Below are 15834 nucleotides of genomic sequence, written 5' to 3' on the forward strand. Positions count from 1 at the left end.
GCGCCTGTTGCCTCATGTAATTTGTTACCCGTCAGAATGCTGACGGGGACGACTTATGACAAGGCGGTTCACTGATATTTGACCCTAACCCACTCGCGCAGCCAGATGACTCCGTTCTTCAGTTCAATGCATTCGATTTCAACGAGTCTGTTGACGGTATATGCATACTGCTCAAGGGTAAGTGGGGGCATTTTGTATTGTGCGCGTAGCTCGTTGGTTTTCATCAAGCCGTCGCCTTCATTGATCTTGTTCTTACCGTTTCGGTTCTGCCACAAGGCGAGCATCGTTAAGGCTTCGATATCCGAGAATTCTTCCGCACTGCCGCGCCAGAGCTTGTTCCAAATGTACAGTCCAGCAAGAACTGCCGCCCACGCTGGCGGGACGACCGGCAAGGTAAGCGCTCCAAAACCTGCAAGTGAGACATCTGGAACAACATCAACTAGCCTGCGCCAATTTAGCAAAACGTTTCCCGGCTTGCGCGACAAAGCTCTCGGCACCGTATTGAGCGAGCTGATTGTGCAAAGATCCAACCGAAGCTCAAAGTCAAGCTTCTCTGGGGGCGTAATTCGAGCGAGCGCATCCAAGGCGGATTCGAGTGCATTCTCAGGAAGCGCGTGAACCATAGGTCCGGCTGCCAATGCGGCTTCGTGAAGTTGTTTGCGCTTTAATTCCGCAGCAGACGTCTCGTAGTCCATGAATGCTCCCCAGAAGAGGTGCTGGCTGTTCTCTAATCTTTCCGTTTATGGCATGTCCGCCATCCAAGACGCAAGGGCCCGTTCCAACCTCGCCACGATGAGGCAACTGTGCTGCCGTATTGTGGACGGAACTTATAGTTGGAGTATGCGCCTTGTGCAGCCTGATTTCGTGCATGGCCGCAACCGCGAAGTCACGAACGGCGGGAACGGCGGGAATGGCGGGAATGGCCATGATGCTACGCGCATTATCGCTGACCGAAAGGCCGTTTAGTGAGTCGTGCGGACGCTCAAATGACCTACTGCCCCTTACATGCTAACGACGCTTCCTGGCCGACCAGAGCCCGACGACCGAGCGCGAGGATGATCCCCCGTGCGGGCTCAATGCAAGAGGCATAACCCGACCAGATGCAGCCGCTGGATCGTACAGCATGTTGAAGGCACCTTACCAACGTACAACCACCATTCATCGAATGTTCCCGGCCGAAGTGATTGTTGGTCGTCGGGCGAAGCAGGTTGTTCAACGCGCACTCAGTGACAATCGGCACCAAACGCGCCGAAGCCGACTCACCGGATACTGTGAAATCAATATTTTTCTCAATTCAGAGCATACTCCTGTCGGGTCAGGGCTCCCGACAGGCTGTCGTGCCCTCCGGGCCCACCTGGGTGAACCTCGGTCGTTGATACCTGGCCTCCAGGACAATCGCCTTCAATCTTTGCCTGTCATCGGGTTTTGACTTGAATCAAGCGTCCCTGCAGTGCAACAAGCCAATATCCAGTTCGGCACGAAAAACGGGATAACGAACATGAACTGGTACTCCGATGTGGAGCAGGAGCTGGCGCATATCAAGGGGGCGATCGATCTTCTTGAGCAGACCAGAACTTATTTGACCAACCCAACCCCGGTGAGTGACCCGGCGTACTGGCGCGCTGCGATGCCAGCGAGATCGCGTTCAACGACGCTGCATCGACCGCGCTGTTTCGCATCGTTCAGGAAGGCCTAACCAATATCGCCCGGCATGCTGGTGCCGCGACTGAAGTCCGCATCAATTTTCGCTGCACTGCATCGATGTGCGACCTGTCAATACAGGACGACGGTACGCCGATTGCATCGGGCGATCCTCGGCCGGCTGGCGCGACTCCCTCTTCGGGGCTCGCCAGTATTCGCGACCGCGTACGACGCCTGCAGGGAACCGCGGTCATAGGCCCGCGGCCGGATCGCGGGTTCGAAATCAGGCTTTCTATTCCGCGCAGCACGATTGAACAGTTGACGACGGACTCATCTGGTAATGCCTGAGACAGGCAGGCGTTCAACCGTTATGTCCGTGGCGTGCACATCGCGCGCGTCTTCGCAGGTCATCGAGCATCGGGATGCGTTGCGTGACAGGCTACCCGCAGTTTGATGCAGATCAATTTTCAGACAAAGGCCAATCGGGATACTTCTGGATCAGGTCAGTGTTCGGTCTACAGTCAGCATTTAATTCGGATACCTGTCATGTTAAGCGCGCACGAGATTGCCACGCTCATGGTTGTTGCCAGTACGCCGTCTCAGGCCGACATCCATCGAGTCGATTTCCGTTCCCTGCTTGATCGAGGTCTGGTGCACGTGGAGATCTCGACGAACAAAAAACCCTATCCGCGCGTATCGGCATCCGGACGGCGGATCGTTGCTTGCCTCAATTCGCGGACCGTTGGGGGATGAGCATCACGGACAGCCCACTATCTATTGCGGGCGCCCAGTGATCTGGCATTCGCGAACGGCGCGCACGCAGCACGCACCCGCCGGAAGCAACAGGTGCAAGACGCAGTTCGATGCATTTGCGGCGATTCGCGGAAGGTGAATGACCGCATGCCTTGCCGCGTACATCCGAACGTCATGATGGCGGTCGATGTGAGAGACTAGCTATGGCCGCATTGCGACTCGCGACGATCAGGGCCACGACTGGCGGCGTAAATTACCTATGCTCCCGGATCGTCGTCGGGGACAAGCTTGTAGACAGTCGCGTAACGGACCAGATCGCCATCGCTTCTGAGTGCCATTTTCCTCAGGATATTCGCACGATGGGTGCTTACGGTCTTCGGGCTTACGCCCAGAATGGTTGCGATGTCGGCCGCTGTCTGGCCGCATGCGATGCGAAGGAGAATATGGAGTTCCGTGTGCGTCAGCCGCTCGTGTGGTAAGCCACTCCCAGCCGCCGTCGCATCAAGTATCGGCTCGGCAGATGCCGTGAGGTTCACGTAGACGCCACCTGACGCGACCCTTCGGACAGCAGCAAGCAGTTCGTGCGCAGGGCCGGTCTTGACGACAAAGCCCGAGGCGCCCGCCGCAAAACATTGACTGGCAACGCTCGGTATCGAAGACCTCGTAACAACGACAATCCGTGGCGACTGACCCGCGCGCCTGATTTCCCGGATAAGGTCTGTCTCGCTCGTGCGCTGCATGACAAGACCCAGCGTTAGCACGGCAGGCGATTCGGTGCGCACAAGCTGCAATGCGCCGTCTCCATCGGAAGCCTCGCCTGCAACCTCGATGTCGCCCGCGGCCTCAAGCGCGTTCCGGATTTCAGCGCGCATGATCGCGTGTGCTTCCACTATTCCGACTCTGATCATGAAGCGCTCCACGAAAACACTGCGCAAAGTCCTCAGTGTTTTGAGATTCCAGCAATTTGCGAGCCCGCGAGCTCCGCGTTTGTGCGTTACCGCGCACTCTCTCAACTGGTTGCTAGTTTTCCGAGATCGTTGAATTTGTCTGCAAGTCAGCTCCGGAGCGGGTTTCGGGCCGACGGCACCTGATCGGGTAGAGTCCAGATTTCTGGACGCAGCGCATGACCGCAAACCCATGCTGGCAAGGGATTCCAACGAAATTGAGCGAGGTGCAGTTCGAGCAGTTTGTCTTGCCGCATCTGGGGCGTGGCCGTCGCGGTCCTTCCCCCACGCTGTCCTTGCACAAGCTCTTCAACTACATCCTCCAGGCACTGTACATGGGATGCCAATGGAAGATGCTGCCAATCGAGAGGAATGCAGAAGGTCTTCCCGAAATTCACTACACGCGCATCTACCGTGCGATGCGGCGCTGGCATGCCGATGGCAGCATCGGGCGGATCTTTTCGGGATCGGTGCATCAACTTCATCAGGACCATTTGCTCGACCTTTCAGTCATCCACGGCGACGGCACCACGACTGCGGCAAAGAAAGGCGGCGACAATCTCGGGTACAGCGGACACAAACATCTCAAGGGCGACAAGGTCGTTACGTTCTGCGATCGAAACTGCAACATCATTGCGCCATTCGTAAGCGCACCGGGCAACCGCAATGAGTCGCCGCTGCTGCGCGACGCGCTGCCCAAACTCACCGGAATGGCTCGCGCCATTGGCGCTAACCTGCACGGTTCGACCGTCAGTCTGGATGGCGTCTACGATTGCCGGGCCAACCGCAAGGCGATCTTCAATCGCGGCATGACCCCGAATATCCCCGAAAATCCGCGTGGTCGCAAGACACCCAAACGCGGACGCAGGCAGCGCTTTGATCCGGCTATATTCGAGGAACGCTTTCGCACCATCGAACGCGTCTTCGCCTGGGAAGATAAATTCCGCCGTCTGCTGCTGCGCTTTGAACGCATCAGTGACGTGCACTACGCGTTCAAGACGCTCGCCTTTACGATGATCAACCTTCGGCACTACGGCTGACGCGCCCTTCGGTCGGGTACCACGGTAATGGCACCCCGCGCCAGATATTGGCACGCACATTTCATCTGTGATCCTGATGAAATTCCCATTCATCATAGGGTTTCGCTCGCTTTTCACCACATTCCACCCCTGAAATCACTCGCGGTCTCGCATCACTGTGCGCCCACGTGTTTTCAAACACGAAAACGCGCAACCAGTTGAAAATAATCGACCATAACGCCTATTTGCATCAGAGCCGGCGTTGCGCCGTGCAGATGATGTTAGTGGAACTCGCTGTCATCGCTTAACAGCCATGCCGGAATATCGCGCTTGCCGTTGAGCACGCGCCAGACCTCGACGTGATCCTTGCGCTCAATGTAGAAGATCACATGCGGGTAGCGATGGAGAGACCATGAGCGCAGGCCTGGTATGTCCAGCTCGTACGCGTAACGGGGAGAGCCGATGTTGGGGTGTTCGGCGAGATGCGCGTATGCCTGTTCGATCTCCGCAATGAACCCGAGCGCTGCCCTTTCCGAGCCTTCGTCCACGAGGTAGTGGGTCAGTTCGTCTTCTACGTCCTGCCTGGCCAGCCGGGTCGGGATGACGGGCTTGACCGTCATTTGCGCGAAGTACGCACGCGGGCGCGCAGCGATTCGAAGTAGTCGGAATCGACCGGTTCCGCGAGGCCCGACGTCGCGCCCTGCAGGATCATTGTGCGCAGGCGCTTGCGATCCTGATCCTTGCGGATAAGTTCGCGGACATATTCGCTGCTCGTGCCGTAGCCGCACTCGCCGACCTGCTCGTCGACGTATTCCTTCAGTGATTCGGGGAGGGAAATGTTCATCGTGCTCATGCGAACCAGTCTATCAGGGTTTGGCAAAATTTGCCAAGATTCCTGGAGTGTTCAGGTGAGGCCGCTGCGAATAGCCTTATCTGGCGCGGCTTTCCGGGGAAATCTGTGCGTTGATAATGCGGGATCGTGTCAAGTCGCGGGCGCAGGGCGCGGTCAGCCGTCAGGATGCAACTAACGGGCTGGCCGCCTTCCGCCCTTGAAGGGCCGGGCGCCCCCGTCCGTGAGCACAGGGGCGCCTGGTGGCCACACCGGCTGCCCACCAGGCGAACCAGGAAGCGTCGTCGCTGTCGCGGGCGAGGACAGGACGTGATCGTGACAGGGCAAAAAATGCCTGCGGGGGTCGCAGGCGGATGGCTCGTGCGACTGCTGGAGCAGTACTTCCTCGCGCACACGCGGGTTCATGACGCGGACTTGGGAAAATGCCGGTAACGCCTGGGACGGATGGATCATGCACCTGCAGGCATACCAGTAGAGACGGGGAGGCGACCGGCGGGCGCAATACCTTCTAGCCGGAGGTAACGGAGCGTCGCCGGCCGCGTCAGGCCTGTCGGTTTTGCGCAAGAATGGCAACGGAAGCGGCGGGGCCGACGCAGCAGACAGGATCCCCGGACGCAAGTCCGGTCAAACGCCACTGTGCGCCTGACCGTCGGGCGACGTCATGGAGCGCCGCGTGTAAATGGAGGACATCGTGAGCGAGGATTCCGGTAGTGGCGCGCGGGTCGCCGACCATCTGGTGCGTCACCGTGGGCAACTGACCCGGCGCTGGCTGCGGGCGGTCAGCCGGTACATGCGTATCCGGCCGGTCAACCGCGAAGTGGCGGCGGGACTGATCAACCAGCTTCCATCGCTCTTTGGGGAGCTCTGCACGGTGCTGGCCGGCGGCCCGCCAACGGAGATCGTTGCGAGGCGGGCGCTGCATGACGCGCGTGCGCACGCAAGCGAGCGCTGGCGCCAGGGCTTTGCACTGGATGAGCTGTATCTCGAGCTCGATCTGCTTCAACGGTGCATTCAGGGGTGCGTGCGTGAGTACTTCGCCGCCGCGCCCTCCCGCGAGGGTCAGACCGCCATCCACGAATGCATCGACGAATTCTTCAGCGATGCCATTCGGGGGGCCATTGCCCAGTTTCAGGCCCAGCAGGACCGGCGGGTCAATGATGCGCTGGGCGATCGCGACCGTGCACTCGCCGCGCAGCAGCGGAGCGAAGATCGCCTGCGCATGGCGGCCGAAGCGGCGGGGCTGGGTATCTTCGAGTGGGATCCCGATGCGGACGCCGCCGTCTGGGAGAACGAGCGGATGTTCGGGATTACCGGGCAATCCCCCGAGCGGGGGCCGTTGTCCGCAGAGGATTTCATGGCGATGCTTGACCGTCCGGAAGACGTCGCGCACCTGCGGGAACTGCTGGACGCGGGCCGCACGTCATCGGCCGATGTTCACGTGGTGGCCGGCATCCGCAAGGTGGCGTCGGACGGGCACTGCATCGTCGAGATTGCAGGGCGCTTCATGGATGACGCGACCGGGCAGCGGCGCGTGCTGGTGGGGACCATGGCGGACGTGACCCGGCGCGTGCATGCCGAAGACGCGCTGCGGGAAGCGGATCGCCGCAAGGACACGTTTCTCGCCACGCTCGCGCATGAGCTGCGCAACCCGCTCGCGCCGATCCTTAATGCGGCGCACCTGCTGCACCGCCCCGACCTCCCTGCGCCGCAGCTGCGCTGGATACAGGGCGTGGTCGAACGGCATGCGAAACATCTGACCCATCTGATCGATGACCTGCTCGATCTCTCGCGCATCTCGGCCGGGAAAATTCGCCTGCGCAAGGAGACGTTCGACGTGCGCATCGCGATCGGGCGCGCCATTGAAATGAATGCAGCTTCAGCGGCCGGGCACGGGCACCGGCTGGAGGTCACCGGGATGCAGGGCGCACCGCTGCTGGTGCACGGCGACCCGACCCGCCTCACACAGGTGCTGTCCAATCTGCTCGACAACGCCGTCAAATACACTGCGGACGGTGGGCATATCCGGATCGGTGTACAGCGCATGACACACCGCGTATCGATCGCGGTGCAGGACACCGGTATCGGCATGGACCCCGCGCTCATTCCGCAGATGTTCGAGATGTTCGAGCAGGCGCCCGAAGCGAGCCGCGGCGGCAAGAGTGGACTGGGCATCGGCCTGTCAGTGGCGCAATCGCTGATGACGATGCACGGCGGCACCATCGAGGCCCGCAGCGAAGGGCCTGGGCGCGGCAGCCGTTTCACCATCAGTTTGCCGCTGTGCGACAGCCCCGCGCGAAGGCCCCACTCAAGCGGCCCGTCAGGCCATGAACCGGCACCTGCGCCGCGACGCGTATTGATCGTCGACGACAACCATGATGCCGCGATGTCGCTCGCGCTGATTCTCGATGACCATGACGTGCAGATTGCAGGGACGGCGACAGAGGCGATAAGGATTGCGAAGGATTTCAGGCCGGAGATCGTTTTTCTCGATCTCGGTTTGCCTGACATGTCGGGTCTCAATGTGGCGGCCCAACTGTCGAAGCAGACGGATGCCCACCGCCCGTTTCTGGTGGCCCTGACGGGCTACGGCCAGCCCGAGGACAGGGAGCAGGCGCGCGAGGCGGGCTTCGACCGCCACCTCGTCAAACCCGCCCCCATCGAGGAGATCCTGCGCCTCGTTGAGGATTGCGGGCAAACGCGTCGGTGAAGGTAACGATCGCGCCGCGGTCAGACCGGAATTACGCCGAAGCCGTCGCGCGGCCGATGAAGGCCAGGCAGTCGCTGGCTGCCATTGCAGCGCCGCAGCGGGGCGTCAACCGTTCGCCTGCGTGGTGAACCAGTGTGGCCAATGTTTGCGGGCAACCGGTTACTGGTATAGCTAGCCCTGATTCCGCACCGATTTAATGCACTCACATTCATGTCGCGTTTTCCGCTTGAAGAGCGCTTCGGACGGTGCATTGAAAATACCGTAAAAGTCGTACGACTAATTAAATAAAGTTTTTGAAATTGACTGAGATATCACGATACGAAAACTTATCTTATCGCGCGGGCCGTCGCCTGCTTACCGAGGTGCGTAGCGCGCCGGTACTCGCAAGGGCTTGCTCTCGCGCGTCGTTCTGCAGCGCGAGCTGCGCCGTGACTTCAAAGTGCTTGCGCAGCAATTCGCACGCGCGATCTGCGTCCCGCGCCAACACGGCCTTGACAATCGCTTCATGCTCCTCGCCCACGTCGCGTTCCGCTGCCCTCTGGCTGCGCAGCGACTGATGTCGGTAGCGCGCTGTCTGCGTGCGCAGTGTCGCAGCGAAAAGCTTGAGCCAGCGCGAGCGACAGCCAGCGAGCAGGGTTTGGTGAAAGTTGTCGTGCGCGCTCTCCCACGCGGGATTCATCCGCGGTGGATCCCCTGTCACGGTCGGCAGGCTCCTGACGAGATGGAACGCGGCGAGCAGGGTGCCTTCCCACTCCAGATTGCCACTTTCGATCGCGTCGCGCAGTGCCTCCGACTCGATGCACTGCCGCACGGACGTGATGTCCTCCAGATCTGCACGAGACACCGGCGTAACGCGGAAGCCGCGCTGATCCTCAGCCTCCACAAAGCCGCTCATCGCCAGCCGCGACACGGCTTCGCGCAGCGGTATCACGCCTGCCTGGTAGCGGTCTGCCAGCTCCCTGATTTTCAGCTTCGACCCCGGCGGCAGCGCACCGGTGACGATGTCCTGAAGAATGGTGTCGGCGAGCTGGGATGCCATTGTCCGGGGCGTGCCCGTATCGGTGTTATCAAACGTCGTGTCCACGAATTTCTCCTGCAGTTACTGGGATTATATGCAAGCCTCGATTGATATGCATTTATACGGGTTAACGCTAAAAGGAAAAAATATATATATTTTGTACATTTGTATCCGTTGGCGCGGCTCATGACGAGCGGCGCCCGGAATCGATCTGGAGACGCAATGCGTTACGTGAACTTTTCGCCCGACGGCCAGCAGCGGCTGCTCGGTGTCCTGCAAGGCACGACTGTCGTGTCGCTCGGCGAGACCACGCTCGAACAACTGCTCGTCGATGGCGTCGATCTCGTCGACTACGCCGTGAAGCACAGCGCGGCGGGACGCGAGTACGCCGCCGACAAGGTCGGTTGGCTGCCGCCGCTCACGCGGCCCGGCAAGATCGTCTGTGTGGGACTGAACTACGCGGACCACACAAAGGAGAGCCCTTATGAGCAGCCGGACTATCCGACGCTGTTCCCGCGTTTCACGACGAGCCTGATCGGCCATGGTGCACCAATGGTCCGTCCGCTGGTGTCTGATTCGCTGGACTTCGAAGGCGAGATGGCCGTGGTGCTCAAGGCCGGCGGCCGGCACATTCCTCAGGCGAAAGCACTGGAATGCGTGGCCGGGTATTCGGTCTTCAACGACGGTTCGGTGCGCGAATATCAGTTCAAGGCACCGCAGTGGACGGTCGGCAAGAACTTCGACGGCACCGGCGCATTCGGCCCGACGCTCGTCACCGCCGACGAGGTGCCTGCGGGCGGCAAGGGCCTGAAGCTCGAAACCCGGCTGAACGGCAAGGTGGTGCAGTCCGCGAACACGAGCGACATGCTGTTCGACGTGGCCTCGCTCATCGCGATCATCAGCGAGGCGATCACGCTCGAAGCGGGCGATGTGATCGTGAGCGGCACGCCGGCCGGCATCGGCTGGGCGCGCGAGCCGAAGCTCATCATGCGCGCTGGCGACATCTGCGAGGTTGAGATCGAGGGGCTGGGCGTGCTCACGAACGTGGTGCGCGACGAGGCCCCCCAACGCTGAAGCCGCACTGCGTGAAGCAGACGGGCAGGAAACAGGAAGGAGATGACATGAGACAGATTCGCGTCCCGGTATTCGTGGTGGGTGCGGGCCCCGCTGGCCTGACGACGGCCGCCTTGCTCGCGAAATATGGCGTGGAGGTTCTGGCCATCACGCGCTACCCCGGCACGGCGCATTCGCCGCGCGCGCACATCACGAACCAGCGCACGGCGGAGGTGTTCCGCGACCTCGGCATCGAGGATCGCGTGCGCGCGCTTTCCACCGCGAACGAGCTGATGAGCAACAACATCTGGGCGACAAGTTTCGCGGGCCAGGAGATCGCACGCCTCGAAACCTGGGGCACCGGCACAAAGCGCCGCGCCGACTACGAGGCCGCAAGCCCGTCGCAGATGTGCAATGCACCGCAGCATCTGCTCGAACCGGCCATCCTGACGGCCGCGCGTGAATACGGCGCAAACGTGCTGTTCAACACGGAACTGGTGTCGATCCGGCAGACTGACGAAGCGGTGCACTCGCGACTTGTCGATCGCTTGACTGGTGAAGAATTCGAAGTGATCTCCGACTACGCGGTGGGCGCGGACGGCGCGCAAAGCCTGGTCGTCAAGGAACTCGGCTTCGAGCTGGAAGGCGAAATGGGCTTGGGCTGCGCGGTGAACTGCTGGCTCGAAGTGGACCTGGAGAAGTACGTCGCGCACCGGCCGGGCGTGCTGTACTGGATGTGCCAGCCGGGAAGTGACTACTGGGTGGGTAGCGGGACCTGGATCAGTGTACGTCCGTGGAATGAATGGGTGCTGCTCTTCATGTACAACCCGAAGGACGGGGAGCCCGATCTGAGCGAGGAGTCCGTGATTGCGCGCGCCCGCGCTACCATCGGCGACCCGGACATCCCGGTCCGCGTGAAGGCGGTGTCGAAGTGGACAATCAACCGAATGGTCGCACGCAGCATGGTGAAGGGCCGCGTCGCGATCGCGGGTGATGCCGCGCACCGTCATCCGCCTGCCAACGGACTTGGCTCGAACACCTCGGTACAGGACGCTTTCAATCTCGCGTGGAAGCTGGCGATGATCGTCAAGGGCGAGGCGTCACCGGCGCTTTTGCAGACTTATTCGGACGAGCGCCAGCCTGTCGCCGAGGGTGTGGTGAATCGCGCGATCAAGTCGGTCGGCGAGATGCTCCCGATCTCCCAGGCGCTCGGATTCTCGGAAGGCCAGAGTGCCGAAGACGGCTGGGCCTCGCTCAACGAACTGTTCTCCGCCGGCGAAACCGGTCGCCGTCGCCGCAAGGCGCTGGCCGAGGCAGTCGACTTGCAGAACTACCAGTTCAACTGCCACGGCGTGGAACTGGGGCAGCACTACACATCGACGGCGATCGTGCGCGACGGCGCGACGTTTCCCGTGCCGACCCGCGACCCGGAACTTTACTATCACGCGACGACCACGCCGGGCGCATCCATTCCCCACGCATGGATTCAGCGCGACGCTGCGCTCGTTTCAACGCTTGACCTCGTTGGGCACGGAGCGTTCACGGTGCTCACCGGCCCCGGCGGCGAGGCATGGATCGATGCGGCGAGGCAGATGGGTGAGGAGTTCGGCGTCGACGTGAAGGCAGTGTCCATCGCGCACGGGACCGGGACATTCGACGCATACGGTGACTGGGTCAGACAGCGCGGGATCGAAGATCACGGTTGCCTGCTGGTGCGACCGGATCGCTTCGTGGCATGGCGCTCCGAGGCACTGGCCGACGATCCCGCGGGCGAGCTGCGGCGCGTGTTCTCGCAGATTCTTGGCAAGGCGCCGGGCCAGAAGACTCATGGCGCAACGCATGCGGCCACGGCGACAGCCGGCGTGTAAGGGAGGGCATTCATGACATCGTCAACAGCGGATCGCGCTACGTTTGGCGTGCATAGCATTGATCATTTCACGCTGGAGGTGCCTAGCCTCGCCGAGGCGACGCATTTTCTCACGGCCTTCGGGTTCGCGCTCGAAGCGCAGGCAGGGCAGCTCCTGCTGCGCACGCCCGCAAGCAATCACATATGGGCACGTATACGCGAAGGCGCGCGCAAGCGGCTGGCGTATCTCGCGCTGAACTGCTTCGCCGACGACTTCGAGCCGCTGCGCGCGCAGATCGTGCAGGCAGGCGGCCGCGTCGCAGCCGCCGCCGCGCAGGCAACGGTCGAAGGTTTCTGGTTCGAGGATCCGGACGGCAACCTGCTGCTGCTTCGGGTGGGCGAAAAGACGTCGCCCAGCTACAGGGCGAAGCCTCGGTTGGTGGCCGGTCCAGCGCGCACGCGAGGCGCCTGCGTGCGTGCGGAGGCGCCACCGGCGCGGCCGCAACGGCTCTCGCACGTGCTGATGTTCACGCCGGACATCGCGCGCGTCGTGTCGTTCTACGAGCGCGCACTCGGCATGCGGCTCTCGGACGGGTCGGCCGGGATCGTTGCATTCCTGCACGGTCGTCACGGCAGCGATCATCATCTGATCGCGTTCGCGCAAGGCGACGCGAAGGGCTGGCACCACAGCGCGTGGGACGTGCCGGACGTCGATGTGGTGGGCATTGGCAAGATGCAGATGCAGCAGGCCGGCTATACCCAGGGCTGGGGTGTGGGGCGTCATGTACTGGGCTCCAACTATTTCCAGTACGTGCGAGATCCCTGGGGATCGTACTGGGAGTACTCGGCCGACATTGACTTCGTGCCTCCGGGCTTCGAATGGCCCAGCGGCGATCACGCTCCCGAGAATTCACTCTATCTGTGGGGGCCCGACGTTCCGGCCTATTTTTTCGAGAACACCGAGCACTAACCTGGTCAAGGAGCGGGCGCCATAGGCGCCTGTCTCGGGGTCATTGATCCGCAGCTCGTCATATTAGTTAGATATGCGAATAACATCAGAGGGCCAGACGAATGGCAAGAAGACGTATGTCGCAAGGCAAATCCTGCAACATACCGTCGCGGGCGCCGCGCTGCTCGCGTGCGCTGCGTCGGCCCAAGCGCAGAGCAGCGTGGCGCTCTTTGGCCTGCTGGACGCCGGTCTGAGCTACGTGAGCAACGAAGGCGGTCACGCCAACCTGAAGTTCGATGATGGCATCTATACGCCAAGCCTTTTCGGCCTGCGTGGCGACGAGGATCTGGGTGGCGGCACGCGCGCCGTCTTCGAGTTGCTCGACCAGTTTTCCATGGCCAATGGTGCGGCGATCGGCAACGGGCTGTTCGGGCGCAGCGCCTACGTAGGACTCGACGACACGCGCTTCGGCACGCTCACGCTCGGCAATCAGTACGACTTCATGCCGGACTTCCTGTTCTTCACGGGCGACGACGCAGCACGCGATGTGGGCGGTCTCTACAACCTGCGCAATGGTCCGTTCCAGAAGCTTGCGTTGCCGGGCAATCCCACTGGTGCATTCGACTGGGACCGGCTGGCCGGCAGCCAGCGTGTAGCGAGTTCGGTCAAGTACGTGAGTCCCGCGATCGAGGGCTTGCGCGTGGGTGCGCTCTACGGTTTCGGCGGCGTGCCGGGATCGGTTGGCGCGAACGACACGGTGAGCTTCGGCATCAACTACGCGCGCGGGCCCTTCGGTGCCGATGTCGCTTACACCAACGAAAAATACGCGGCCGCGCCCGGTTCGCCAGCGGCGAGCGTGCGCAACTGGGGCGTCGGCACGCACTACGGTCTCGGCCCGGTCACGATGAGTGCGCTCTTCACGACCGTGCGCAACTCGGCGTCCGGTGGCGCAATCTGGATGGGCGAGGGAGGGGCTGTATGGCATACAGGTGGCCCGCTCCTGATACCTGTACATGAAGGGCAATGCGACGCTCGACAACAACCATGCGCATCAGATTACTGCATCGGTCCAGTACCAGTTCTCGAAACGCACGATGGTGTACGTGAGCGGCGTCTGGCAGCGCACCAACAGCGGTGCGGCAGCGCAGATCAACGGCGTGCTTGACCCGGACGGCGCCTCCAGCGGTCCGAACCAGGCAATTGCACGCATCGACATCCATACCGTTTTCTAACCTCGACGGAGACATGCAACATGTAACGCAGCCACGCACCCGACTGGGATACCGCCTACGAATGGAAGATTGTCGTGCAGCTTTCGCTGGGCTTCGGCTTGGTGGGCATCGACCGCTTCATGATCATGCCGCTCTTTCCGGTCATGATGCGTGACCTGAAGTTCGACTATCAGGATCTCGGCCACATCACTGCCGCGCTTTCGGTGGCGTGGGGTATCTCAGCCATGCTGGCCGGCAGGCTCTCGGATCGCTTCGGCCATCGCAAGGTCATCATCCCGGCGATGCTCGCCTTCTCGCTGCTCGCCTGCGCGAGAGGTCTTGCCTGGAGCGTGGGCAGCCTCATCGCGATCCGGGCGCTGATGGGAGTGGCCGAAGGCGCCTATCTGCATCTCTCGCTCGAACAGATGGGCTTCGTGCTCTCGGCAATCGGCGTGGGCGGCACGCTGGGTGGCCTCGTTATGCCGGCGTGGTCGGACCGTATCGGCCGCAAGCCAGTGATGGTGCTGTGCGTCGTCGGCGAGTTTGCCGCTCTGTGCTGGTTGTCGAGGCTCGGTGCCCAGCCCGTCGCGCTATTCTTCGGTCTACTGATCACCATCTTCTTCGTATTCAGCATGATTACGCCGACCGTCGGCCCGATCAGCGCCGAGGCCGCGCCCGCGAACCTCATGACCACTGCGTCCGGCTTCGTGATCGGTGTGGGTGAGGTGTTTGGCGGTGGCGTGGCGCCGACGCTGGCGGGCTACGTGGCGAAGCACTTCGGCATTCAGTACATCATGCAGTTGGGTTTGGCGGCGCTTGTGATTGGTCTGGTCGTCGCGCTCGCGCTCAAGGAAACGGCGCCCGCGCGGCAGGCCTCAGGTGCGGTGCCAGCCGCCTCGTGAACGCGCCAGGACCCCGCGCGTGCACGTGCTGAACCTACGTTTCGGTCATGGTAGTTTCGATGAGGGTGCCGCGCTTGATGAACAACGTGATCGGCGTCTTCTCGCAAATTTCGGCGAGCCGGGAGCGTTGGGCGGCGTCGATCGGCGGATCGACTGAAACCGTGCGTCGGATGATCTGGTTGCCGTTGTGGTCCACGTGCAGGCTGGTTTTTACGGCGATCGTGCCGTCGGGCCAGCCCTTGCGCTGCATATACATGCGTAGTGTCGCCGACGTGCAGGCCGCGAGGCGCGCCGATATGCGGATGTGGCCGCACGTTCATGCCGTTCCCGGGGGGCGAGTGTGAGGGGGCCGAGGTGGTCGAGGAACACAAAAGGCCCCACTGAGCGCGCGGCACGCGCGGGCAGGAAGCGGCGCACGACAATCCCGTCGCCGAGATCGCGTTCGTGGGGCGTGAGCAGATGCTGGATCGCGCTCATAAGGCAATCTGGCGAAATCAGGATTGCAGGGCGAAGCGGCCGGGCCCGGACGCGATCAGCACGACGAATCCGCCGATGATGCTGATATGTTCGAGAAAGCCGGTGAACGTCAGGGTGCGCTGGCTGCCTTGCTGGTTCCAGAAGTCGTAGAACACGACGGCGGTGGCGAGGGTGAAGACGGCGAGCAAAGCAGAGGCGATGGTGGTCTGATAGCCGGCCATGATCGCGAAGCCACAGACGAGCTGCACGGCAATCGTACAGCCGAGCGCGAGATGCGGAAACGGGAGCTTTTTCGCTTCAACTTCCTCAAGACCATGACGGAAGAAGAAGAGCTTGTTGAAGCCGCTTAGCACGTACATTAGTGCGATGAAGAGGCGGCCGGCGAGCAGGCAATAGTCGGTCATGGACGGTTTGAAGCGTTATGCGGAGGAAGCGCGCACCTGTGTCAGCCATCAGGTGTGCAG

The 15834-nt window shown here is 61.8% G+C and carries 14 protein-coding genes and 3 pseudogenes; 9 read left to right on the plus strand and 8 right to left on the minus strand.

The genetic code is table 11. The features are described 5' to 3' along the window. Positions 1–68 precede the first annotated feature (68 nt). Positions 69–695 carry a hypothetical protein gene (locus P5W99_RS37410; protein WP_434666704.1) on the minus strand — a complete coding sequence of 209 codons (627 nt, stop codon included), beginning with the start codon at positions 693–695 and terminating at the stop codon, positions 69–71. An 803-nt stretch (positions 696–1498) separates the two neighbouring features. On the opposite strand from P5W99_RS37410, the gene P5W99_RS37415 reads away from it, so the two are divergent. After that, the gene (locus P5W99_RS37415; protein ID WP_434666707.1) at positions 1499–1696 is read left to right on the plus strand and encodes a hypothetical protein; all 198 of its coding nucleotides are present in this window, start codon (positions 1499–1501) and stop codon (positions 1694–1696) included. Positions 1697–1701: 5 nt separating this feature from the next. Then, positions 1702–1989 (plus strand): ATP-binding protein, encoded by a 288-nt coding sequence (locus P5W99_RS37420; protein WP_434668375.1) that lies wholly within the window; start codon positions 1702–1704, stop codon positions 1987–1989. 662 nt (positions 1990–2651) lie between these two features. Here P5W99_RS37420 and P5W99_RS37425 read toward each other — a convergent pair. Then, positions 2652–3302: a response regulator gene (locus tag P5W99_RS37425; RefSeq protein ID WP_434666710.1), complete on the minus strand. Its 651-nt coding sequence runs from the start codon at positions 3300–3302 to the stop codon at positions 2652–2654. A 215-nt stretch (positions 3303–3517) separates the two neighbouring features. Here P5W99_RS37425 and P5W99_RS37430 point away from each other — a divergent pair, with 215 nt between their 5' ends. Further along, a complete protein-coding gene (locus tag P5W99_RS37430) occupies positions 3518–4378 on the plus strand; it encodes a transposase (protein ID WP_434666713.1) in 861 nt (286 codons plus the stop codon). 260 nt (positions 4379–4638) lie between these two features. Here P5W99_RS37430 and P5W99_RS37435 read toward each other — a convergent pair whose 3' ends face one another. After that, positions 4639–4977 carry a type II toxin-antitoxin system RelE/ParE family toxin gene (locus P5W99_RS37435; protein ID WP_434666715.1) on the minus strand — a complete coding sequence of 113 codons (339 nt, stop codon included), beginning with the start codon at positions 4975–4977 and terminating at the stop codon, positions 4639–4641. After that, positions 4974–5210 carry a type II toxin-antitoxin system ParD family antitoxin gene (locus tag P5W99_RS37440; RefSeq protein ID WP_434666717.1) on the minus strand — a complete coding sequence of 79 codons (237 nt, stop codon included), beginning with the start codon at positions 5208–5210 and terminating at the stop codon, positions 4974–4976. The genes P5W99_RS37435 and P5W99_RS37440 overlap by 4 nt, the downstream gene beginning before the upstream one ends. Positions 5211–5886: 676 nt before the next feature. Between P5W99_RS37440 and P5W99_RS37445 the strand changes: the two genes are divergently transcribed. Next, positions 5887–7914 carry an ATP-binding protein gene (locus tag P5W99_RS37445; protein WP_434666719.1) on the plus strand — a complete coding sequence of 676 codons (2028 nt, stop codon included), beginning with the start codon at positions 5887–5889 and terminating at the stop codon, positions 7912–7914. A 331-nt stretch (positions 7915–8245) separates the two neighbouring features. Here the strand turns inward: P5W99_RS37445 and P5W99_RS37450 are convergent, their stop codons facing one another. Next, positions 8246–8998 (minus strand): GntR family transcriptional regulator, encoded by a 753-nt coding sequence (locus P5W99_RS37450; RefSeq protein WP_434666721.1) that lies wholly within the window; start codon positions 8996–8998, stop codon positions 8246–8248. 156 nt (positions 8999–9154) lie between these two features. Here P5W99_RS37450 and P5W99_RS37455 point away from each other — a divergent pair, with 156 nt between their 5' ends. The 5 genes and pseudogenes from P5W99_RS37455 to P5W99_RS37475 all read left to right on the plus strand — a co-directional run bounded on the left by P5W99_RS37455 (position 9155) and on the right by P5W99_RS37475 (position 14893). Beyond that, positions 9155–10006, plus strand: a complete 852-nt coding sequence (locus P5W99_RS37455; RefSeq protein WP_434666723.1) for a fumarylacetoacetate hydrolase family protein — start codon at positions 9155–9157, stop codon at positions 10004–10006. 47 nt (positions 10007–10053) lie between these two features. Next, positions 10054–11853 carry an FAD-dependent monooxygenase gene (locus P5W99_RS37460; protein ID WP_434666726.1) on the plus strand — a complete coding sequence of 600 codons (1800 nt, stop codon included), beginning with the start codon at positions 10054–10056 and terminating at the stop codon, positions 11851–11853. A gap of 12 nt (positions 11854–11865) precedes the next feature. Further along, entirely contained in the window at positions 11866–12801 is a 936-nt protein-coding gene (locus P5W99_RS37465) for a VOC family protein (RefSeq protein ID WP_434666728.1), read from the plus strand. A gap of 130 nt (positions 12802–12931) precedes the next feature. Next, positions 12932–14012 (plus strand): annotated as a pseudogene (locus tag P5W99_RS37470) (porin). A gap of 74 nt (positions 14013–14086) precedes the next feature. Then, positions 14087–14893 carry an MFS transporter gene (locus tag P5W99_RS37475; protein ID WP_434666731.1) on the plus strand — a complete coding sequence of 269 codons (807 nt, stop codon included), beginning with the start codon at positions 14087–14089 and terminating at the stop codon, positions 14891–14893. Between the two features lie 34 nt (positions 14894–14927). On the opposite strand, the pseudogene P5W99_RS37480 reads toward P5W99_RS37475, so the two are convergent. From P5W99_RS37480 to P5W99_RS37490, 3 genes and pseudogenes are all read right to left on the minus strand, one after another. Further along, positions 14928–15179, minus strand: a pseudogene (locus P5W99_RS37480) (OsmC family protein); the annotation flags it as partial. Between the two features lie 4 nt (positions 15180–15183). Further along, positions 15184–15370 (minus strand): annotated as a pseudogene (locus tag P5W99_RS37485) (pirin family protein); the annotation flags it as partial. Positions 15371–15387: 17 nt separating this feature from the next. Beyond that, on the minus strand, positions 15388–15774 hold the full coding sequence (locus tag P5W99_RS37490) for a DoxX family protein (RefSeq protein ID WP_434666734.1): 387 nt from the start codon (positions 15772–15774) through the stop codon (positions 15388–15390). Between the last annotated feature and the right edge of the window lie 60 nt (positions 15775–15834).

It is taken from the genome of Paraburkholderia sp. A3BS-1L (assembly GCF_051125215.1).
Taxonomy (GTDB): Bacteria; Pseudomonadota; Gammaproteobacteria; order Burkholderiales; family Burkholderiaceae; genus Paraburkholderia.